Origin of the sequence: Bartonella schoenbuchensis R1, assembly GCF_002022685.1 — a bacterium.
Classification (GTDB): Bacteria; Pseudomonadota; Alphaproteobacteria; order Rhizobiales; family Rhizobiaceae; genus Bartonella; species Bartonella schoenbuchensis.
Map to the genome: position 1 here is coordinate 58,621 of NZ_CP019789.1, position 23,158 is coordinate 81,778.

General features: G+C 36.5%; 16 protein-coding genes and 1 pseudogene. 10 read left to right on the top strand and 7 right to left on the bottom strand.

From position 1 onward, the window contains the following. Nucleotides 1-116: 116 nt before the first annotated feature. On the bottom strand, nt 117-635 hold the full coding sequence (gene infC, locus BscR1v2_RS00215) for a translation initiation factor IF-3 (protein WP_010703209.1): 519 nt from the start codon (nt 633-635) through the stop codon (nt 117-119). 210 nt (nt 636-845) lie between these two features. On the opposite strand from infC, the gene BscR1v2_RS00220 reads away from it, so the two are divergent. The 3 genes from BscR1v2_RS00220 to dapE all read left to right on the top strand — a co-directional run bounded on the left by BscR1v2_RS00220 (nt 846) and on the right by dapE (nt 4,138). After that, nucleotides 846-1,637, top strand: coding sequence for an alpha/beta hydrolase (locus BscR1v2_RS00220; RefSeq protein WP_078690275.1), 792 nt, complete (start codon nt 846-848; stop codon nt 1,635-1,637). 22 nt (nt 1,638-1,659) lie between these two features. Next, entirely contained in the window at nt 1,660-2,388 is a 729-nt protein-coding gene (locus tag BscR1v2_RS00225; RefSeq protein ID WP_078689303.1) for a M48 family metallopeptidase, read from the top strand. Nucleotides 2,389-2,965: 577 nt separating this feature from the next. After that, the gene (dapE, locus tag BscR1v2_RS00230) at nt 2,966-4,138 is read left to right on the top strand and encodes a succinyl-diaminopimelate desuccinylase (protein ID WP_078689304.1); all 1,173 of its coding nucleotides are present in this window, start codon (nt 2,966-2,968) and stop codon (nt 4,136-4,138) included. 92 nt (nt 4,139-4,230) lie between these two features. Here the strand turns inward: dapE and hemW are convergent, their stop codons facing one another. Both hemW and rdgB read right to left on the bottom strand, forming a co-directional pair. Next, nucleotides 4,231-5,430, bottom strand: coding sequence for a radical SAM family heme chaperone HemW (hemW, locus tag BscR1v2_RS00235; RefSeq protein ID WP_078689305.1), 1,200 nt, complete (start codon nt 5,428-5,430; stop codon nt 4,231-4,233). Further along, nucleotides 5,430-6,074: an RdgB/HAM1 family non-canonical purine NTP pyrophosphatase gene (gene rdgB, locus BscR1v2_RS00240; RefSeq protein ID WP_078689306.1), complete on the bottom strand. Its 645-nt coding sequence runs from the start codon at nt 6,072-6,074 to the stop codon at nt 5,430-5,432. The genes hemW and rdgB overlap by 1 nt, the downstream gene beginning before the upstream one ends. Nucleotides 6,075-6,684: 610 nt before the next feature. On the opposite strand from rdgB, the gene hrcA reads away from it, so the two are divergent. Further along, nucleotides 6,685-7,755 (top strand): heat-inducible transcriptional repressor HrcA, encoded by a 1,071-nt coding sequence (hrcA, locus tag BscR1v2_RS00245; protein ID WP_078690276.1) that lies wholly within the window; start codon nt 6,685-6,687, stop codon nt 7,753-7,755. A 121-nt stretch (nt 7,756-7,876) separates the two neighbouring features. Continuing rightward, nucleotides 7,877-8,515 (top strand): annotated as a pseudogene (gene grpE / locus BscR1v2_RS00250) (nucleotide exchange factor GrpE); the annotation flags it as partial. Between the two features lie 137 nt (nt 8,516-8,652). On the opposite strand, the gene thpR reads toward grpE, so the two are convergent. The 4 genes from thpR to BscR1v2_RS00270 form a co-directional block, all read right to left on the bottom strand. Next, nucleotides 8,653-9,192, bottom strand: a complete 540-nt coding sequence (thpR, locus tag BscR1v2_RS00255; protein ID WP_078689308.1) for an RNA 2',3'-cyclic phosphodiesterase — start codon at nt 9,190-9,192, stop codon at nt 8,653-8,655. A gap of 902 nt (nt 9,193-10,094) precedes the next feature. Then, a complete protein-coding gene (locus tag BscR1v2_RS00260) occupies nt 10,095-11,879 on the bottom strand; it encodes a sensor histidine kinase (protein WP_078689309.1) in 1,785 nt (594 codons plus the stop codon). A 39-nt stretch (nt 11,880-11,918) separates the two neighbouring features. After that, on the bottom strand, nt 11,919-12,641 hold the full coding sequence (locus BscR1v2_RS00265) for a response regulator transcription factor (RefSeq protein ID WP_010703219.1): 723 nt from the start codon (nt 12,639-12,641) through the stop codon (nt 11,919-11,921). A 901-nt stretch (nt 12,642-13,542) separates the two neighbouring features. After that, on the bottom strand, nt 13,543-14,067 hold the full coding sequence (locus BscR1v2_RS00270; protein WP_078689310.1) for a copper chaperone PCu(A)C: 525 nt from the start codon (nt 14,065-14,067) through the stop codon (nt 13,543-13,545). Between the two features lie 785 nt (nt 14,068-14,852). On the opposite strand from BscR1v2_RS00270, the gene dnaK reads away from it, so the two are divergent. The 5 genes from dnaK to lepA all read left to right on the top strand — a co-directional run bounded on the left by dnaK (nt 14,853) and on the right by lepA (nt 23,149). Continuing rightward, on the top strand, nt 14,853-16,748 hold the full coding sequence (dnaK, locus tag BscR1v2_RS00275; protein WP_078689311.1) for a molecular chaperone DnaK: 1,896 nt from the start codon (nt 14,853-14,855) through the stop codon (nt 16,746-16,748). Between the two features lie 160 nt (nt 16,749-16,908). Beyond that, on the top strand, nt 16,909-18,039 hold the full coding sequence (gene dnaJ, locus BscR1v2_RS00280) for a molecular chaperone DnaJ (RefSeq protein ID WP_078689312.1): 1,131 nt from the start codon (nt 16,909-16,911) through the stop codon (nt 18,037-18,039). Between the two features lie 1,185 nt (nt 18,040-19,224). Then, nucleotides 19,225-20,130, top strand: a complete 906-nt coding sequence (gene argB, locus BscR1v2_RS00285; protein WP_078689313.1) for an acetylglutamate kinase — start codon at nt 19,225-19,227, stop codon at nt 20,128-20,130. 35 nt (nt 20,131-20,165) lie between these two features. Next, the gene (locus tag BscR1v2_RS00290; protein WP_078689314.1) at nt 20,166-21,080 is read left to right on the top strand and encodes a DMT family transporter; all 915 of its coding nucleotides are present in this window, start codon (nt 20,166-20,168) and stop codon (nt 21,078-21,080) included. Nucleotides 21,081-21,343: 263 nt separating this feature from the next. Continuing rightward, a complete protein-coding gene (lepA, locus tag BscR1v2_RS00295; RefSeq protein WP_078690277.1) occupies nt 21,344-23,149 on the top strand; it encodes a translation elongation factor 4 in 1,806 nt (601 codons plus the stop codon). Nucleotides 23,150-23,158 lie beyond the last annotated feature (9 nt).

A 23,158-nucleotide genomic window follows, 5' to 3' on the forward strand; every position in this document is an offset into this window, starting at 1 on the left:
TTAGTGTGCCAATTTTTGTTTTCAAAAATATTACATCAACACTCTACAATATTTTAAGATCATATTCACAACTCGACCAAAACGAGTTGTATTAAAGCACGTTTCCTCAATTAAAATTATTTAGGTGCTATAACCATCATCATCTGGCGACCTTCAAGTTTAGGCTCAGATTCAATTTTAGCAATTTCACTTGTATCTTCTTTAACTCGCTGAAGAAGCTTCATTCCAAGATCTTGGTGCGCCATTTCACGGCCACGGAAACGCAAAGTAATTTTTACTTTATTACCATGATCAATAAAGCGATGAACGGCCTTAAGTTTCACCTCATAATCATGAACGTCAACATTTGGTCGCATCTTGATTTCTTTGACTTCGATAGTCTTTTGTTTTTTACGCGTCTCAGCTGCTTTTTTTTGATTTTGATATTTCAGTTTGCCTAGGTCAATAATTTTACAAACAGGCGGTTCTGCATTTGGCACAATCTCAACCAAATCAAGCCCAACATCTGCAGCCATAGCAAGCGCTTCTTGCGTTGCAATAATTCCCTGATTTTGTCCTTCATCATTAATGAGTTGAACGCAAGGAACACGAATATCTTGATTTGAACGTGGCCCATCTTTTTGGCTAGGCGTCATTTTAAATGATCGGCGAATGGTCTATGCTCCTTAATTTTGATTTATTTATAGAATGCCTTAATATACAATATCTATACAGAAAAACAATAAGAATTCATGTTTTTTTCACTATCGTTAATACAAGCTTATTTATTCGTTGTTTTAAGTTTAGTTTTGAAAAAAGAGGTTTTTCTTTTATAGTAAAAACTATTTTATTAAGGAAGAATGATGATAGATCAAAATATTCCTTGTCAGTTTTTTTCGTTTGAAGATACAGTTCTTGCTGTACGTCATCGTAAAGGTAGTCGTTCTCCGGGATTGGTTTGGTTATCTGGTTATCGATCTGATATGCTGGGAAGCAAGGCAATGGTGGTTGATGCTTTTGCTCAAAAAAATAATTTGTCTTGCTTGCGTTTTGATTATTCTGGTCATGGGGAATCAGAAGGAGATTTTTTTGAAGGTACGATTTCACGTTGGGTGAAAGAAAGTTTAGCGATTTTTGAAGCTTATTGTGAAGGACCACAAATTTTAATTGGTTCCTCTATGGGTGGGTGGATTGCTTTAAGGCTTGCTATGATGCTCGCGCAGCAAAATAAACCACTTGCCGGGATGATATTGATTGCACCTGCTCCGGATTTTACACAAGCTTTGATTGAACCAACTTTGACCACGGTAGAATGGAAAGCTCTGGAAGAAAAAGGCTATTTTGAGCGTTCTTCAAGTTATGATTTAGAACCAACACCTTTTACAAAGGCATTACTTGAAGATGGGCGAAATAACTGTGTTATGAAAGGATGCATTGATATTGGGTGCTCAGTTCATATTCTACAAGGAATGGAAGATGAAATAGTTCCCTATCAACATGCATTAGCTTTACTTGATCATTTGCCTTTGCATGATGTAACATTAACACTTGTTCGTGATGCAAATCACCGGTTTTCACGTCCACAAGATTTGGATTGTTTTGAAAAGGTGTTGATGTCATTAATTGATCGAATCAATGAACCATCAAGATCTAGTTGATTAGATTATAGAGACATGATGCATGGCTATTTATGAGCAAGATTTTATTCTCTCTGATCGCGTTGTGCCTTTACGGGTACGAGAACATAAACATGCACGCCGTTTTACGTTACGCATTGATGCGGATGGACAGGGGATTTGTTTAACAATACCACCAGCGATGAATCTTAATGCGGTTCAGTCTTTCCTTGAAAAACATCGTTGTTGGATAGAAACACATCTTACTCATGTTCTCATGTCGCGTGAAAGTTCTGATCTCAAGGAGGGTGCAACAATTCCTTTATTGGGTGTTGCACACATTATAAAACATAAAGAAGGACGTGGGGTGGATGAAATCATTGCAGGTGGTATGGAACAAAAACCGCAAATTATTATCTATAGTCGGTTAGAATATTTGCCAAGGCGAATTGCTGATGTTTTAAAAAAACAAGCTAAAATCATTATAACACCGCTAGTAGAACAGTATGCACATAAAGTGGAACGTAAAGTTAAATCAATCCGTTATAAAGATATCAAAAGCCGCTGGGGGTCATGTTCGGTAGATGGGCGTTTATCTTTTTCATGGCGTCTTGTTATGGCGCCAAGAGAAATTGTTGAATATGTTGTTGCACATGAGGTTGCTCACCTTATCGAAATGAATCATAGATCACAATTTTGGGATCTTTGTGAGAAACTTTGCCCAGGTAGTAAAACTTATCATGCTTGGTTAAAGAAAAATGGTCATACATTGCACGCGATTAATTTTCACTAATACAAAGAATATTATGGTTATTTTTTAAACTTCATACATTTTTATTGATAATTATCTGCTATTTTTTGTCATTGTGTGCGATATCATCTCCTACTTTGTATTTTTATACAAAGTTTTTTGCCCTTTATAGTTTATGCATACCTATCGATTAGTGGGCTTATTGTAACAGATATTATTTTGCAAGCATTGACCAAAATATACTATCATTATTAGATGTATTAAATGAAAAGATCAGATTCTTTTACTATTTTTAATTATTCTTGTTCTTTCTGTGGGTTTGGTTTTATGATTTTTGAAGTACTAGTTATTAAATCAAAAAATAGCTATATGTTGAAATCATTATTTAGTTGATATTTACAGTGTGTTTTACACTGCCTTTTATGCAAAAAATTGTACTTAGGTGGGCTTAATATCCAGCCATGTTGTTGATGATATTTTGATAAAAGGCGACTAAGTCGCTTTATTGAAATTGTTTTTTTGCTTTGTTTAGTAAGGGCTTTTAACATTTTTGCTTTATCTTTTTTATGATTTAGCTTAACATTTTTAAATCACTCTTTGTACAGATTGGAATATATTTATGCCTGTTCTTACAGATCCTATTCAGTTATTACAGGCGCTTATCCGTTGCCCTTCTGTTACACCTCATGAAGCAGGTGCTTTGTCGACTTTGGAACACTTTTTAACAAAACTGGGATTTACTGTTGAACGCCCTGTTTTTGTAGATAAAAATACAGAAGATGTTGAAAATCTTTATGCAAAGATTGGAAATAAAGGTCCACATCTTATGTTTGCGGGTCATAGTGATGTAGTCCCACCTGGTGAGCTGGGCAATTGGACTTATCCTCCTTTTAAAGGCGTCATAGATCAAGGAAAACTCTATGGAAGGGGTGCTGTTGATATGAAAGGAGGCATAGCGTGCTTTATAGCAGCGCTAGCACGGGTTTTTAAGAAACAGCCAATTAAAGGGACAATAAGTTTTTTAATAACTGGTGATGAAGAAGGTCCCGCTCTTAACGGCACAGTAAAACTTTTAAAATGGGCAGTAGAAAAGGGCGAAAAATGGACTGCGGCTATTGTTGGTGAACCGACAAGTGTAAAAGTTGTTGGTGATATGATCAAAATTGGTCGTCGGGGGTCAATTTCCGGTATTATTAGAGTGCAGGGTCGGCAAGGTCATGTTGCTTTTCCTGAACGAGCAGCCAATCCATTACCTTTGGCACATAAGCTTGTTCAGGCACTGATACAAACTCCTCTAGATCAAGGAACAAAAAATTTTCAAGCAAGTAATTTGGAATTAACAAGTATTGATACGGGTAATTGTTCTGTCAATATTATTCCTATGCACACAGTAATTCGTTTCAATATACGCTACAATGACCTTTGGACAAGAGAAACACTCATTGCTGAAGTTGAAAATCGTCTTGCATCGGTACAATCAGAAAACAATCATAATGAGCTTCCATGTTATCAACTTGAGTGGGTGCCAAATTTAGGTAGCGTTTTCTTAACTCAAAATGGTAAGCTGATTGAAACTTTATCGAACGCTATTGAAAGTATGACAGGAAATAGACCAGAACTTTCAACTTCTGGCGGTACTTCAGATGCACGGTTTATTAAGGATTATTGCCCCGTTGTTGAATTTGGTTTACCAGGGCAAACCATGCATATGGTGGACGAATGCGTTACTCTTGATGCATTGGAAAATCTCACTTCGATTTATGAACGCTTCATTGTTGATTTTTTTGCATAAAAACGATTACTATAAACGTAAAATAGGTTAATTATTAAAAGCGTTTTATAGTCAGGGTCATTATTCGTAATTTTTTACCTGAAACAGAAGTGCTAATTTGCCAATTGATTAATGATGTAATCGAGAACAATAAATCCTTTAGTTGTAGCTTTTAAGCGCTGGTTGTCTACCATTTCTATCAAACCTTGTTGTTGTAAATTGGCAAGTTTGACTGGTGATAAACTTTTTAAACTTAAGGTTTCATAGCGTGTAAGATCAAGACCTTCTGAAAGGCGCAAACCCATGAGCAACATTTCGTTGGCCTGTTGTTTTCTTGTTAATTGTTCTGTTTCGATACAGCCATGTCCTGTGGTTTCTACCAATTCAAGCCAACGTTCGGGATGTTTTTCATTCATTGTGACATAACGTTCAAGTTTTTCAGTTTTGGATAGTGGTATTTTTGAAAAAGTAGAGAAATTTTTCATCGGGCGTTGTATAAAACGTCCATGTGCTCCTGGGCCAAAACCTGCATATTCATTATAGCGCCAATAAAGAAGATTATGACGAGATTCAGCACCAGGCATTGCATGGTTTGAGATTTCGTAAGCGGGAAGGCCGTGCATAGTTGTTATTTCTTGAGTAAGATTATAAAGGTCTGCTGCCAGCTGAGATACTGGAAGAATAAGTTTTCCTGCAGCGTAAAGCTTTTTAAAGACGGTCCCTTCTTCAATGGTTAGTTGGTAAAGGGAAAGGTGGTCTGCTGCTAAATCAATAGCTTGGGAAAGTTCATATTTCCACTGTTTAAGCGTTTGCTCAGGGCGGGCATAGATTAAATCAAAAGATAAACGTGTAAAGATTTCACGTGCTAAAGTGATAGCATGAAGAGCTTGTTTAACATCATGAAGACGGCCAAGTTGTCGCAGGGCTTTATCATTGAGTGCTTGTACACCTAAAGATAAGCGATTAATACCTGCCGCACGGTAGCCGCGAAAGCGCTCTGCTTCTACGCTGGAAGGGTTGGCTTCTAACGTGATTTCAGTTTTATCGTCGATTGTCCAATTTTTGGCGACAGTTTGTAGTAAAGCATCAACAGTTTGAGGTGTCATAAGGGAAGGTGTACCACCGCCTATAAAGATACTTGTAATATGACGGGGGCCTATCGTACGATATTGTGTTGTCATTTCGCGTTTAAAGGCGGCTACAAAACGCTGTTGATCCACCCCATTTTTGCGAACATGCGAATTAAAATCACAATAAGGACATTTAGCAACACAAAAAGGCCAATGAATATAAATACCGAAGGGTTCAGCCATTAGGATGCCAAAAAATTTTCCACAAAGAGCTTAAAAGCGCGTGAGCGATGGGAAAGGGGTGTTTTATCATTAAGTGTCCAGCCATGTTTTTGCTCTGTTGACATTTCACCGAAGGTATTTTCATATCCATCTGGTAGAAAAATGGGATCAAAACCAAAACCTTTATCTCCACGTGGTGGCCAAATGAATGTGCCTTCAATGCTGCCACGAAAATAATCTGCATAGCCGTCGGGCCATGCAACACAGATGACTGATATAAACCGACATTTACGCTGGCCTTTTTCAAGGGCTCCAATTTTTTGTAATTCATCTTCTATTTTTTGCATAGCTTTTGAAAAATTACGTGTACCATCAGGCTGAATGGCCCAGTCGGCTGTATAGACGCCTGGTGCACCACCTAATGCGTCTATTTCTAAGCCAGAATCATCAGATAAAGCAGGAAGCTGTGTAGTTTTTGCTGCTGCAAAGGCTTTGATATAGGCATTTTTTTCAAATGTTGTTCCTGTTTCTTTTGGTTCGGGCAAACCGAGCTCTTTTGCTGAGAGTGTTGTTAAGCCGAAAGGAGCAATTAATGCGGTGATTTCATGCAATTTTCCGGCGTTATGTGTAGCAATAACAAGTTTTTCATTTGTTATACGTTTCATACGTATCTCTCCTGATATGAGGGATGAATTATTTGTTGGATTGAGAGTTTGTTTATAGGAGAATAAATTTGACAATACCGGTTTTGTAAATTCCAATAAATGAAGTGATCAATACAGCTTGAGAGATTTATTTGCGGTGGTTTTTTCACGTCCACAAAAGTTTTGCGACTTATTATAACGAAATTAGTATTAGGTTTAGTTTGTAAATTTACATCATAGTTAAAGTCAATCATGAATATATTTTTATAGATATGACAAAAAATAACACCCTTATGGTTTTTAAGGATTTTATCGTGAGAAAATTTTTTATAGTGGTGTCTAACTTGAATAATTATAAAATGTGAATATTGCCAAATTTTGCGTAATTTGATCCTTCTATAATTTTTTTTGAGATCTTATTCAAAGAGGATTATTTGCATTTGAGAAGGATGAAGATTAGAGTGCTACATAAAATAGCTTCTCTTTTGATGATGGTATCTTTGATGATAAAACGATAGTACTTTTGGCAATAAATATGTGATATGCTTTTTACGTTGCTTTAGACTATTTGACCAAACCTTAATAAAACTTATATAAGAAAAAGTGTTTTTGAAGTGGTGAAATAATTGTGATAAAACAAGCATCTATTACCGATGAGCTTAAAGGGCTTGATGAACGCTCGCGTGATATTTTTCGCCATATTGTTGAAGCCTATCTTAATGATGGTGAGCCGGTGGGATCACGTAATCTATCGCGGCTTTTACAACAAACATTATCACCTGCAACAATTCGCAATGTAATGAGTGATCTTGAACACCTGGGTTTGATTTATGCACCTCATGTGTCTGCAGGGCGAATGCCAACGCAATCAGGTTTACGATTTTTTGTTGATGCATTTATGGAAGTAAGCGACTTACCATCTGAGGAACGTGAGAATATTGAATTTCAAGTCAAAGAAGCAGGTCATACACAATCAGTTGAACACTTTTTGATCCAAGCTAGCCAAATTCTTTCAGACCTTTCACGTGGAGCGGGGTTGGTTTTAGCGATGAAACATGAAGGTACATTAAAACATATTGAATTTGTACGTCTTGATTGCGAGCATGCTCTTGCAGTTTTAGTGACACAACAAGGTGAGGTTGAAAACCGCATCATTCATTTGCCAGAAGGCGTTACGCATTCGCAATTGACGGAAGCAACGAATTTTCTCAATGCTCATATTCAAGGGCGTACACTCAATGAAGCTAAAACGGAAATTGCACGTTTATGTGTGGAAACGCGGGCTGCACTTGATCAATTATCCCATCATCTTGTTGAAACTGGATTAGCTCTTTGGGGGGGAGAAGATTCAGATCATAAGATGCATCTTATTGTTCGTGGGCGAAGCAATTTACTTGAAGATGTAAAAGCAGAAGAAGACTTAGAGCGGTTACGGCATTTATTTGATGATCTTGAAACGCGTGAAAGTATGGCACAATTGCTTGATTTAGCAGATGCAGGTTTGGGGGTTCGTATCTTTATCGGTTCAGAAAATAAGCTGTTTTCGCTTTCAGGTTCTTCTTTAGTGGTAGCACCTTATTGCGATTCACAGCAAAGGGTAATTGGTGCTTTGGGTGTTATTGGACCAACACGGCTTAATTATGCAAGAATTGTACCTATGGTTGATTATACAGCTCAACTTATGTCACAGTTATTGCGTTAGCTTGTATCGGGCATTTTTATTGTAGACACTCATTATGTTAAGGTGAATAAATACCTCTTGATTTTTGTCTGCAAAATTTCAATATCGGAAATAACAAATCTTATGAAGGAATGGAACTTTTATGTCTGACGAAAAAAACAAATTTGCTGATGCTTCATTTGAAAATTGTAATCTAAAAAACCCAAACGATCGTGAAGCACTTGAAAAAGCTGCAGATGAGCTTTTGAAAATGAATAAAGAAGAGGTTTGCGAAAACGTTGAAGAAAAAGAAAGTGAGTCTACAGATCCCTTAGTTGATTTACAGAATGAAAATAAGGAACTAAAAAATCAACTTTTACGTTTTGCTGCTGATATGGAAAATCTTCGACGTCGTACAACGCGTGATGTAGCTGATGCAAGGGCTTATGCGATCGCTAATTTTGCCCGCGATATGTTATCTGTTTCTGATAATCTTAATCGTGCTTTAGAAGCTATTCCAGAAGGTGCACGCGAAAATGATACTGGTTTGAAAATGCTAGCAGAAGGCGTTGAAATGACAGAGCGGGCCATGATGACAGCTTTAGAACGCCATGGAGTAAAAAAGATTCACCCAGAAGGGCAGAAATTTGATCCTCATTTTCATCAGGCAATGTTTGAAATTCCTAACACTGATGTTCCTGATAATACTGTACAGCAAGTCGTTCAGGCAGGTTATATTATTGGTGAGCGTGTTTTGCGTCCGGCCATGGTTGGTGTGGCTAAGGGGGGCTTAAAGAAGATTCTGTTAAAGTTGATCCAGCCTCAACACATCAGTAAAAAAGATATTTTAAACTATAAAGGCATGTTATTTTATATTCGACCTGACATTGTTAAAGCAATTTTTAGAACAACTTTAAAGAGTACTTTGTTAAAGTGCTCTTACGCTTGAAGTGGCCAACTTCCTTTTACAATATAAAGGGCATCACTTGAGGGGTCTTTCGACAGGAGTAAAACAAAGTGATCAACTGAAAAGGGAGGAAAAGAAAAATCACTTTGAGCAGATAAATACGAAGAAAGATCCTCAGGTTGAATATCGAGCAGTCGTGCAAGAGTAATATGCGGGGTATATTGCATCTCATCGGGAGTTAATCCTAAACGTTTCTGAATGCATAGTATTTTCTCATGTAAAAGGGTGAGGGGTTCACAGGGTTTTATGCGAACAACCAGGGAATGAGGGGAAGTTTCTGAACCAAAAACTTCAAAGCCATTAGGTTGGAGCATAAAAGGAGGGCATTTTATTGTACCAAAAGCTTCAATAAGTTCATCAGCAACAGAGTTTGCGATCTCTCCAAAAAAAGACAAGGTGACATGGAAATTTTGTGGGTTAATCCACTGGGCTTTTGGCAAGCCATTTTGCAGTGATATAAGTGCTTTTGTTGTTTCTTGAGAAATTTTAATAGCAGCAAATAGACGTGGCATAGAGCCTCCTTATTGTTGGCAGATAATTTTGACGCTTAAATGTTTTGAATGTGATGATGGATAAACTAAGATAGAGCCAATTATTATAAGATAGATAATGATGTAGACAGAAATAACGAGCCCTATATTATCAATTGAATTCATAAGATTATTTGTGCTGAAAAGGGTGGTACTGTCACCAATAAAAGAAACTTTTGCGTGAATATTAGAATAGCAAATTTGATATACAATTTGTGAAAAAATAAAATATCTATCCATTTTAGTGGCACTGAATGTAGCTTAGAATAAGGGGGGACTTAAAAATTCTGATTATTTAATAACCTTTATTGACTCAAAAAAATGGCAAAAAGATTACGCTCTAATGTATCTAACTAAAAAGTAAGCTTTTCTGTTTTCGAGAATTTTTATTATTATACAAAACATTACAGTGTACTAAGAGTAATGTTTCTAAAAAGAATATTTGATAGCTTAACAAATGGCTATAAATTGTATTTTATGAAAGCTAAAAAATTTTAAAAGAAGAGTGTATTAATTCACAACTTCAATAATTTGATTAATGGAAAAATACTCATATTCAAAATTAAAGAGAATAATGCAGCGGATAAATTCGTTTTCTAAATTCTATTTAAAAGGCAACTTTACAAATTTAAATGCTGTTCTTTAAATTTTCTGGAATGTTTTTGCGGCATTTTTTATTTTTTGCGCACAATATCGCATTCTGATTACTAATCAGTTTTACTTTATGTTGTGGTTAGCCCATACAGTCAAGTAAGGCAAGAGAGAGGAATAGTTTTCTTTGTTCAGGAGGATTGATAATTCAGCTTTTATTCTTTAGTTGGAGATAATTAGCATAGCTGTATTTTATTTTTTCTTGCACCTTGGTGTATTGTGAATAGAAGGTTCTATTTGGCAAAGGGAAGAACAATAATAAACCGCGCACCAATTTTGCTATTTTCAAGTAAGGGGTCAATAATATTTTCAGCTGTGAGTGTTCCATTATGGGCTTCAATAATTTGCCGACTAATAGATAAACCAAGTCCTGAATTTTGTCCAAATGTATCTTCATTTGGTCTGTCAGTATAAAAACGTTCAAAAATGTGATCAATACTTTCTGAACGAATGCCAGGGCCATTATCTTCAACAGTTAGGGTAAGAGTTGAAGCATTATTTTTCATTGTAATACGGATTTCGCCATTGTTATGCGGAATGAAGGAACGTGCATTTTCAATGAGATTGGAAATGACTTGACCTAAACGTAATTCATGTCCCAAAATGAGATAGGGTTTATTGTAAGGGCGCGGCATAATATTAAGGCTGATATTAATAGTTTGCTTATTACGATATACTTCACGAACGGCATGAATAAGACTTTCCAAAAGCTGACTCATATCAACAATCTGCGCAGTTTCGCGGGCAAGTTCTGCATCAAGCCGTGAGGCATCAGAAATATCGGTAATTAAACGGTCAAGACGGCGGACATCATGTTGGATAATTTCAAACAGTTGTCTTTGTGCTGCTTCATTTTTAGCCAATGGTAGCGTTTCAACAGCGCTGCGCAGTGAAGTAAGAGGATTTTTTAATTCATGGCTCACATCGGCAGCGAAGCGTTCAATAGCTTCAATACGTGTATAAAGGGCGTTAGTCATATCGCGTATAGAAGTTGAAAGATGGCCAATTTCATCTTCACGTTCTGAAAAGTCAGGAATTTCTACCCGCTTATTGTTGCCATGACGCACACGATTGGCAGAGGCAGATAATTTGCTTAATGGATTAGCAATTGTATAGGCTAAAAATAAAGAAAGTACAAAAAGTACACTACCAACAACTGCAAAAACTTTAAAAATAACAAGCCTTTCAGCTTTCACAATATTATCAATGTCTGAACTGAGAGTTGAAAGAAGAAGAGCACCAACTACTGCACGATAACGTTGCACAGGAACAGCAACCGAAACAATCAGTTGTCCATGCTTGTTACGCCGTTGGGCAGTAGCGGAAGAACCATTTAATGCTTGATAAACTTCTGGATAGATATCACCATTATTTTTTGCTTGCTCTCTATCAAGAGCAAGGCCACCACCGTAGAGTGCATGTGAAAACCATGAATATAAGCGTTTCCAGGGACTTTGTTTTGTTTCAATAGCGGGAAGATCATAGCTAGAAACTATTCCACTGGAGTAAAGAACACGTGAATCAAGAAGCAAAGTGGCATCTCGATCATAAATACGTGCTCTTGTTGTTTTTGGTGTAATAAGGCGGCGTAAAAGTGGAGCTATTTGCTCTGGATTAATAGGAAAATCCCAAGTGTCGGTTGATTGAGGTGTTGGTGTAACACTTTCTCCAGCTTGTAATTCCAAAAGTTTTTGAGGATCAATTAAAATAGAATTAGTATCTACTGTTGCAGAAGCAGCAATGGCCCCAGCAATGATTTTTCCTTGGGTGCGCAAACTTTCAATTTTTGCTTCAATCAAACCATCACGAAATTGTTTAGGATACAAAATACTTGTAACCAAAATGCCAAGAGCAGCGAGATTTAAAATAACAATGCGGCGTGTAAGGCTAGAAAAAAACAATTGTCTAAATAAACGCTGTCCCCGAAAATGCAAATGAGTAAATATAGGAAATCGTGTAGGGGAAACGTTATTGGGTGTTTTATTTGATACAGTGTTTGATTGAGTATTTGTTGTCATTGATTTGATTGTTGTTCAAACTGTCGTGACACAATAACTTTAAACCTCATGGAAACGATAACCTACACCATAAAGCGTTTCAATCATTGCAAAATCATCATCCACTTGTTTAAATTTTTTACGCAAACGTTTAATATGACTATCAATGGTACGATCATCTACGTAAACTTGATCATTATAGGCAGCATCCATTAAAGCATCACGACTTTTAACAACTCCTGGTCGTTGCGCTAAAGTTTGCAGAATCAAAAACTCTGTAACTGTTAATATAACAGGTCTATTTTTCCATGTACAGGTGTGGCGTTCTTGATCCATAACAAGATCTCCACGTTTAAGAGAAGAGGCAGGTGATGTTCCTGTTAGAAGCGCTTGATTGCGAGCGTTTGAACGGCGTAAAATAGCTTTTACTCGCTCAATAAGAAGACGTTGAGAGAAGGGTTTGGTAATAAAATCGTCAGCACCCATTTTAAGCCCAAAAAGTTCATCAATTTCATCATCTTTAGATGTAAGAAAAATAACTGGGAGATCAGACTTTTGACGTAGTCGACGCAAAAGTTCCATTCCATCCATTCGTGGCATTTTAATATCAAAAATAGCTAAGTGAGGGGGATGTAACGTTAAGCCTTTAAGCGCAGATGCTCCATCTGTATAGCTTTCAACCCGATAGCCTTCTGTTTCAAGTGCAAAAGATAAGGATGTCAAAATATTGCGATCATCATCAACAAGTACAATCGTCTGGGTGATTGCTGGAGTATCCTTCATAGCTTCTTAGACCTTTCTATCGCTGTGGCAGAGAATCGCCCATAGCTCTTATATGAGAGTTCATATTTTTTTTGCAAAACAAATATGGTACAAATTGTAGCAAAGTAAAATACATTTCGTCTTAATGGTAAAGACTATTTTTTCTTTGCAGTTTTGTAATGCGTTTTTGCTTAGTTAGGATTCCCTCGCTTAGTGTAGGTTTTCATTGAGGCGTTTTTTACAAAATCTACCATTGTTTGTGTCAAAGAAGTGAAAGAGCTCATTTTTAATGGTTGGAGTTTATAAAGTGCACCTAATCTATTTTTACAGTATGGTGATATAGGGGGAACAGGTGCGCTATTAAAGATACGCTGTTATTGTACGAAAGAAAATTATAAGAGGATTTTAAATTTTTCTAAAATTAGTCAATTAATATAGGCAATTATAAACAAAAAGAAAACAACCTTAAAGCTGTACTTAATAATTTTCAGTTTGGTACAGAAAAAATCGATTTTAGATTGAAAATTGTGAAATTGTTTTGAGCAAAGAAGTTCAAGATTAAAGAAACATTTGAAGGAGTGGTTTTAATCGTTAATAATTCGTATGGTGTTTTTTCTGTTAATGTTTACCAATCTGATCGTAAGATTACAAATCTATTGCTGTACAAGGTTTAAAAAACTAAAAAAGTTTTATAGAAAAAGGCTAAAATACATTTGTATTTGAAACCAATGAACCAATGTCAAGGCCGCTTGATGAATTACTTTGAACAATACTTATATATTGCTGACATTGGCCAAATATGATAAATAAGAGTGGTGGGAGACTCTCTATTTTTATGATAGATTATAGACCATTAATAGTGTTTAAGAAAAATTGAAAAGCGTACCCTACTCTTATCGTATCATATGGTTTTTGTAAGAGTTTAGTGAGAGGTATGTGGCTTAGAAGATGATGTTACTCCTATAGCATCTACGAAAAAGTCAACATTAATTGCTCCAGCTTTCTCAAATGTTAACTTTGCATTGATTTTATTGCCTTGTTGAAATGGCTGTGAAAGCCCTATAAACATGATATGATTGCCACCAGGTTTCAATATGATTTCACCATTGCCGGGAATTTCAATGCCATTGGACAGTTTTTTCATTTGCATAATATTGTTAACTGCTGCCATGGAGTGAATTTCTGTTTCTTGTACTCCGTCCATTGAAATAGCAATTAACCGATCGGGGGTATTGCCGTGATTAATAATATGGAGATAACCGCTGCCAACTTTTGCACTTTTAGGCGTTTCTCGTGTCCAAGGGTAAATGATTTCTAACTCGCCAAGTTTGTATTGGTTAACATTTGCAATTGCAGGTAGAGCTATAAAGGCAGAAATAAGAGTATACAAGATGCAGGTGATAATAGTTTTAAATGCATATTGTGTAGAGGTAGTGTGTGTGTCCATAAAACTCTCCATTTTGGGGTGGTAGGTGTCGCCATTGGTTTATTTTTAGTTTATTAAACTCATATTAATTGTAAGTACAATTCTTACGCATATTAATAAAAGGTAATATTGCACAAATTATGTTGGTATGAATGATTAAGAAAAAGGGTACATGCGTATATTGGTTAAAGAAATGAGAAAAGTTCAAGATGCTCAGAGAGAAAATATGTTAGGGAGTACATAAGAATTAAGAATTTCACTTCATTTGAAAATTGAGTTTAATTTTATAAGTGATGCAGAAATACTTATGTGTAGCAATTAAGTCTGATTTATTGCAACCAATATAAAGTTTATTTAGTGCGATTGGAAATATTTGAGTAAACTTATTGTGCATGAAGGATATTTTTACAAACTTTTCCTTGAATATTTTTAGTCACTATGAGAAATAAAGGTTAAGGAAAAGTGGAATAATCATTCTTATTCCTTCAAGTTTTATGGGCGTAATTTACAGCTTTGTGAGAGATATGCTATTGTACTTGTCTTAGTTGTAGAAATATATTTTAGCGAAGATATTAAAAGTACGAATGCTTATTTTAAAGAAAATTTTTATTTTAGAAATGTTTCTCTCGTTATTCTCTTGTAGGGGTAAAAAGCTGTTCTTATATACCAGCTAACAAGACTTGTTATGATTTTCAAGTTATCGTTTATAGTGTTGAAATCAAAAGCAGGCTTTAAATGTGATAAGGAGCTGTCTTGGAAAGATGCTTGATAAAGGTTTAGGCAGCTTGCTGAATGGAGATTAAAATATGGCAAAAGTAATTGGTATTGATTTGGGGACGACCAACTCCTGTGTTGCTGTCATGGATGGCAAAAATGCGAAGGTCATTGAAAATTCAGAAGGGGCACGGACCACACCTTCTGTTGTTGCCTTTACCGATAATGGTGAGCGGCTTGTTGGGCAACCTGCTAAACGGCAAGCGGTTACCAACCCTGAAGGAACGGTTTTTGCGGTTAAACGTCTAATTGGGCGCCGCTTTGATGATCCTATGGTTGAAAAAGATAAAGTGCTTGTGCCTTATAAAATTGTTAAAGGTGACAATGGTGATGCATGGGTTGAGGAAGTAGGAAAGAAATATTCTCCATCGCAGATTTCTGCAATGATTTTGCAAAAAATGAAAGAGACCGCAGAATCTTATTTAGGTGAAAAGGTTGAGCAGGCGGTTATTACTGTTCCTGCCTATTTTAATGATGCGCAACGTCAAGCGACTAAAGATGCTGGTAAAATTGCTGGGCTTGAAGTTTTGCGAATCATTAATGAACCCACAGCTGCTGCTTTAGCTTATGGTTTAGATAAAAAGGACGGTAAAACTATTGCAGTTTATGACCTTGGGGGTGGTACATTTGATATTTCTGTTCTTGAAATTGGAGATGGTGTTTTTGAAGTTAAGTCAACCAATGGAGATACATTCTTAGGTGGTGAAGACTTCGATATGCGCTTGGTTAGCTATTTTTCGGATGAATTCAAGAAAGAACATGGAATTGATCTGAAAAATGATAAATTGGCTTTACAGCGCTTGAAAGAAGCAGCGGAGAAAGCAAAGATCGAGCTATCTTCTTCACAGCAGACTGAAGTTAATTTGCCATTTATTACAGCTGATCAATCTGGTCCTAAACACTTAACGATGAAATTAACCAGAGCGAAATTTGAATCGTTAGTAGAAGATTTGATTCAGCGCACTATTGAGCCTTGTAAAGCTGCATTGAAAGATGCGGGTTTAAGCGCTGGTGAAATTGATGAAGTCGTTTTGGTGGGTGGTATGACCCGTATGCCTAAAATTCAGGAAGTCGTACAAAGCTTCTTTGGTAAAGATCCACATAAAGGCGTTAATCCTGATGAAGTTGTGGCTATGGGTGCTGCTATTCAAGGGGGTGTATTACAAGGTGATGTAAAAGATGTATTGCTCTTAGATGTTACACCTTTATCTTTGGGTATTGAAACATTAGGTGGGGTATTTACACGTCTAATTGAACGCAATACCACTATTCCGACTAAAAAATCGCAAACTTTTTCAACAGCTGATGACAATCAAAATGCTGTTACTATTCGTGTTTTCCAAGGTGAACGCGAGATGGCTAGTGATAACAAATTATTAGCTCAATTTGACCTTGTTGGTATTCCACCGGCACCACGTGGTGTTCCTCAGATTGAGGTCACTTTTGATATTGATGCAAATGGTATTGTGAATGTTTCTGCCAAGGATAAAGGTACTGGTAAGGAACATCAGATTCGCATTCAAGCATCGGGTGGTCTGAGTGATGCTGACATTGAAAATATGGTCAAAGATGCAGAAGCGCATGCTGCTGAAGATAAAAAGCGTCGTGAAAGTGTTGAAACGAGAAATCAGGCAGAAGCTCTTGTCCATTCAACTGAAAAATCTTTAGCTGAATATGGTGATAAGGTATCGCCTGAAGATAAAGGTCAGATTGAGACAGCAATGGCTGATTTAAAGACTGCACTTGAAGGTACTGATACTGAAGAAGTAACAGTGAAGATGCAAAAATTAGCAGAAGTTAGCATGAAGCTTGGACAAGCTATGTATGAGGCTTCAGAAACAGAAGCAAAGACTGATGCTGAAACAGATACAAAAAATGATGATGTTGTGGACGCTGATTTTGAAGAAGTTAATGATCAAAAGAAATAGTTGAAGCAAATGTATTTATAAGTTAATAAACCCGGCCTGTGAAATATAAGGCTGGGTTTTGTTATTTAGGAGCAAGTTTATAACTTTGTTACTTAAAGAATGTAGATTAAAACAAATATTATCTTGAGATGGATGACGGAAAATTTATCAGGAATACATGATGAAAGTTGATTATTATGAAATTCTCGGCGTAACGCGTGGATGTGATGATAAAAAGCTGAAATCTGCTTTTCGTAAGCTGGCAATGCAATATCATCCTGATCGTAATCCAGGGGATAAAGAAGCAGAACAAAAATTCAAAGAAATTGGCGAAGCCTATGAAGTTCTAAAAGATCCTCAAAAGCGGGCTGCTTATGATCGATTTGGTCATGCCGCTTTTGAAAATGGTGGTCGTGAAGGGGTTAGTCCGTTTGGTGGTGGATTTGCTGATATTTTTGAAGATTTCTTTGGTGAAATCATGGGCGGTGGACATCGTAAACGTAGTGATGGACGTGAACGTGGTGCAGACCTAAGTTATAATATGGAGGTGACATTAGAAGAAGCATTTGCAGGTAAAACGGCGCAAATTAATATTCCCAGTTCCATTATGTGTGATGTTTGCGAGGGATCGGGTGCAAAAAAAGGCTCCAAGCCACAAACTTGTGGCACTTGTTATGGGGCTGGGCGTGTGCGTGCTTCGCAAGGCTTTTTTTCTATTGAACGAACATGTCCACTTTGTCATGGCCGTGGTGAAATTATTACAGACCCATGTTCAAAATGCCATGGTACAAGACGGGTGGAAGCAAACCGTTCGTTGCGTGTCAATATTCCAGCGGGTATTGAAGATGGTACTCGTGTTCGTCTTTCTGGCGAAGGTGATGCTGGAACTCGTGGGGGTCCTGCGGGTGATCTTTATATTTTTCTTTCCATTAAACCGCATGAATTTTTTCAGCGGGATGGAGCAGATCTTCATTGCCGTGTGCCTATTTCGATGATTACGGCTGTGTTAGGGGGAGAGTTTGAGGTTTCTGATCTTAATGGTGTCAAAGCCCGAGTGAAGGTTCCAGAAGGTACACAAAATGGGCATCAATTCCGCCTTAAAGGTAAAGGAATGCCTATATTACGCCAACAAACAAGGGGTGATCTTTATATACATATCACTATTGAAACACCGCAAAAATTGACGCAAAAACAACGTGAATTATTGCAAGAATTTGATAAGCTTTCCAACCATGAAAATTCACCGCAATCACACGGTTTTTTTTCACGTATGAAAGAGTTTTTTGAAAATATTGCTGGTCAAAATTCATAAAATAGACATAAGCAAGGAACGACAAAAAATACACACGAATGTTTTTGCAATAAATCTGTCTACATATTCTTAAATCAGGTAACCTAACAGGTTTTTCTTTAAGTATAATCTCTAAAATACCTATAGAGGATGGTTTTAGAAAATATAAGAATAGTCAATCCTCTGCCTGAGGTTAAGGACGATAAACATAGCTTCATTAAGATTTATGTATAAAATACTTTTCATTGGACGCAATCAGAGTAATCATTAACTATAGATTTCATGCATCTGTTCTTCAGTTTTTTGTCGTTCCTACAGTATGAAAAGATTGCAAGTTGGTTGCAAAATTTCAATATATTCAACGTTTTTTGTCATATGTTTTGTAAAATATAATAGAAAAACTCAAATCACATTTGATTTTTTTGTTTGAAAGAAAATTTTTGTTTTACAGCAATGATAGTTGAGTAATTTAAATTTCAGTAGCTTGTAAAGCTATGGATTGTGAGAGAAAAATAACGAATAAGTTTCAATATTGCACAATGATGATAATTAATTTTATTGGAAACTTATTAAGGTGCATCATAATTTGACAGTTAATTCTTCAAAAAGGATAGAGCGGATTGGGCCAATATGGTACAGATTATGATAAAAGTAAAACCCTTAAAAGATGGGCATAGAGACCAAAATACAATCGCCTTTATGAATGTTTAACTTTTATGCAGAAATTGCTAAGGTTTGGATTCCATTAAACAATGTTTAATTAGTGATAATAATACATTTATGTATTAGAGATTATTACACTTATCAAGTTGTTCCATTTACTAAAGGTATGGCAATTAATTGCATTATAGAAAAATATATTTTCTCCATAAAACCATTGATTTTTTACAACCTATTTTGTTAAAGCGTTATTGTGTAGTTTAATCAGTAATTATATAGCATTTCCCAAAGGGTTTTCTATATTATCTTAGCACTTTTGATAAAGTAAGATTATAAAGTGGTAATATTTTTTTGTTCCTCTTTTTTAAACACTCCAGTGTCAATAATTGCTTAAGATGCATTTATCTAGTTTCGTTTGTTTTAAACGCAATTTTGGAAAAAATCAGATGATTTTTAAGGAGTTGAATAAAAAATGTATTTCAAATCTGTTTTCATTTTCCCTAAATTTTATAAAAGAGGGCAAAAAATGATGAGGAGACTCTTTTAATGGGTGATATTGCAAATACTGCCGCAGATATTTTCGAAAAACAGGCAGCGTTTTTGTCATCTGCTTTGCCTTACATGCAAAAATATGAAAATAAAACGGTTGTTGTAAAATATGGCGGACATGCTATGGGTGATCCTGCTTTGGGGCAGGCATTTGCACGTGATATTGCTCTTTTGAAACAATCAGGCATTAATCCTGTTGTAGTTCACGGGGGTGGCCCTCAGATCGCTGAAATTTTGAGAAAAATGGGTATCGAATCGCGATTTGAAAATGGTTTACGCGTAACTGATGAAAAAATCGTTGAAGTAGTTGAGATGGTGTTAGCAGGCTCCATCAATAAGGAAATTGTAGCTCTTATCAATGCTGAAGGAGAGTGGGCAATTGGTCTTTGTGGTAAAGATGGCAATATGGTTTTTGCTGAAAAAGCTTATAAGACTATAATTGATCCTGAGTCACATATTGAACGTGTTTTAGATTTAGGATTTGTTGGTGAACCTGTTGAAATTGACCGAACATTGCTGGATCTGTTAGCACGTTCTGAAATGATTCCGGTACTTGCTCCGGTTGCTCCAGGCCGCGATGGTAAAACCTATAATATTAATGCTGATATTTTTGCTGGAGCAATTGCTGGTTCTTTAAAAGCTAAACGCCTTTTATTTCTAACTGATGTTCCTGGTGTGTTGGATAAAAAGGGTAAAATTTTAAAAGAATTGACAATTTCTGAGGCTAAGCACCTTATCAAAGATGGAACAATTTCAGGTGGTATGATTCCAAAAGTAGAAACTTGTATTGAGGCTATTCAAAATGGCGTGGAAGGTGTAGTTATTTTAAATGGTAAAACACCTCATTCTGTTTTGCTTGAATTATTTACCGAACATGGGGTTGGGACGCTTATCGTTTCATAAAATGTATCGGAATCAATTTAGGAATGGAACCTTTCATGGCTGAGATGCAACAATTGAGGCGTTTTTTATTCAGTAAACAAGAATTGGCATTATTTGCTGCGACAATACTTTGGGGTATTACATTTTTAATTATTCATATTGCAGTACAATATAGTGGGCCACTTTTTTTTGTGGGGTTTCGTTTCATTGTTGCGGCGTTCATATCTGGAATGATTTTTTGGCGCTCTATGAAAGGCGTAACCTTTTATGAAATTTTTGCTGGTATGAGCATCGGTTTGGGAATGTTTTTTGGTTATACTTTGCAAACAGCAGGGCTTCAAACTATTATCAGTAGTCAGTCAGCATTTATCACTGCACTTTATGTGCCGATGGTTCCAATATTGCAATGGATTTTGTTTAAAAAGCCACCTCATTTTGCCAGTTGGATTGGTATTATTTTTGCTTTTGTCGGGCTTGTGTTGGTTTCGGGACAAGGGTTTAAAGGTATTAATTTTTCAAAAGGTGAAATTCTTACTTTGCTAGGAGCTTTAGCAATTGCTGGGGAAATTATTCTCATTGGGCTTTTTGCAAATAAGGTTGATAGTCGGCGTATAACGGTTATACAATTATTTTTTGGTGGTGTTTTTTCATTTCTCTGTATGCCTTTAATGGGAGAAAATATTCCTGAATTTTCATGGGTTTGGCTAAATGTAGGTTTAAGTTTGGCTTTGATGAGTGCAGTAATCCAATTGACTATGAATTGGGCACAAAAATCTGTTTCACCTACCCGCGCAACACTCATTTATGCAGGTGAACCTGTTTGGGCTGGTATTGTTGGGCGTTTGGCTGGTGAGCGTTTGTCTGCTTCAGCTTTATTGGGTGGTTTATTTATTCTAATTGGGATTGTGATAGCTGAATTACAGCCTGCGCAATGGCGTAAAAAAGGCGCAGTGAATAAAAAAATCAATTAACTTTTTCTTCTTAACAATTTTTATGACGATTTTGCTTGAGAGAGCTAGATTATTGAAAATGTTTAGAGTCTATAGTTGATAAAAACCAAAATAGAGAATTTCATATTGAGTAATTCTCATTGTGATTGAAGCAAATAAAAATTTAATCTTTGTTCAAGTTAATGGGGTTTTACGAACGATCTTCACCTCTATTCTTTTAAAGGTTTTCAAGAGTATATAATTGGTCTTTGCGTTTTGTTCTATTCTTTGCTAAATCGCCTTGTATGACAATAGATCGCAATTATATCCGTAATTTTTCCATTGTGGCACACATCGATCACGGAAAGTCAACTTTGGCTGACCGCTTGATTCAAATGACAGGTGGTCTTGAAACACGAGAGATGAAAGATCAAGTGCTCGATTCTATGGATATTGAGCGCGAACGTGGGATTACTATTAAAGCGCAAACAGTACGTTTGCACTATAAAGCAAAAAATGGTGACACATATATCTTAAATCTTATTGATACACCTGGGCATGTTGATTTTGCTTATGAAGTATCGCGTTCATTGGCGGCTTGTGAGGGTTCATTATTAGTAGTGGATGCAAGTCAGGGGGTAGAAGCACAAACATTAGCAAATGTTTATCAGGCCATTGATAATAATCACGAATTGGTTGTTGTGCTCAATAAGGTGGATCTTCCAGCTGCAGAGCCTGAACGAATTAAAGAGCAAATTGAAGATGTGGTCGGTATCGATGCATCTGGAGCGTTGGAAATATCGGCAAAAACAGGTTTAGGTGTTGTGGATGTTTTAGAAGCAATTGTTATGCACCTACCTCCTCCCCACGTTGGCGATGTTACAAAACCACTAAAGGCAATGCTAGTTGATAGTTGGTATGATGTTTATCTTGGTGTTGTTGTTTTGGTGCGGGTAATTGATGGTGTGTTAAAAAAAGGTCAAACTATTCGTATGATGGGCACGGGAGCAAAATATCCCGTTGAACGAGTTGGAGTGTTCACTCCAAAAATGATACAGGTTGATGAATTAGGACCAGGAGAGATCGGTTTTATAACTGCTTCTATTAAGGAAGTTGCAGATACGCGCGTTGGGGATACTATTACTGAGGAACGCCGCCCTTGTGAAGATATGTTGCCTGGTTTTAAACCTGCTCAGCCGGTTGTCTTTTGTGGCCTTTTTCCAATTGATGCAGCTCATTTTGAAGATTTACGTGCAGCTATGGGGAAATTGCGCTTAAATGATGCGAGCTTTTCTTTTGAAATGGAAACATCGGCTGCTTTGGGTTTTGGTTTTCGTTGTGGCTTTTTAGGGCTGCTTCATCTTGAAATTATTCAAGAACGATTAGAGCGCGAATTTAATTTAGATTTAATTGCAACAGCACCTTCTGTTGTTTATCGCATGCATATGACTAATGGTTCTGTTGAGGAATTGCACAATCCAGCTGATATGCCTGATAGTATTAAAATTGTTTCCATTGAAGAGCCATGGATTCGCGCAACAATTATGACACCTGATAATTATCTTGGAGCGATTTTAGAGCTTTGCCAAGAACGGCGTGGGGTACAAGTTGGTTTATCATATGTTGGGACGCGTGCCATAGTAACGTATGATTTACCTCTAAATGAGGTAGTTTTTGATTTTTATGATCGGTTAAAGTCAATTTCAAAGGGATATGCTTCTTTTGATTACCAGATGATTGATTATTCTGAAGGTGATTTGGTTAAAATGTCTATTTTAGTCAATGGAGAACCTATTGACGCATTGTCAATGCTTGTACACCGCACTATAGCAGAAAAACGTGGGCGTTCTATGTGCGAAAAGCTTAAAGATCTTATTCCTCAACATATGTTTCAGATTCCAATTCAAGCAGCAATTGGTGGTAAAATTATTGCACGTGAAACAATTCGTGCTTTACGCAAAGATGTGACAGCTAAATGTTATGGTGGTGACATTACCCGTAAACGCAAATTGTTAGAAAAACAAAAAGAAGGCAAAAAACGCATGCGTCAGTTTGGGAAGGTAGAAATTCCACAGTCAGCCTTTATTCAAGCACTTAAAATGAATAAATAATTTAAAAAG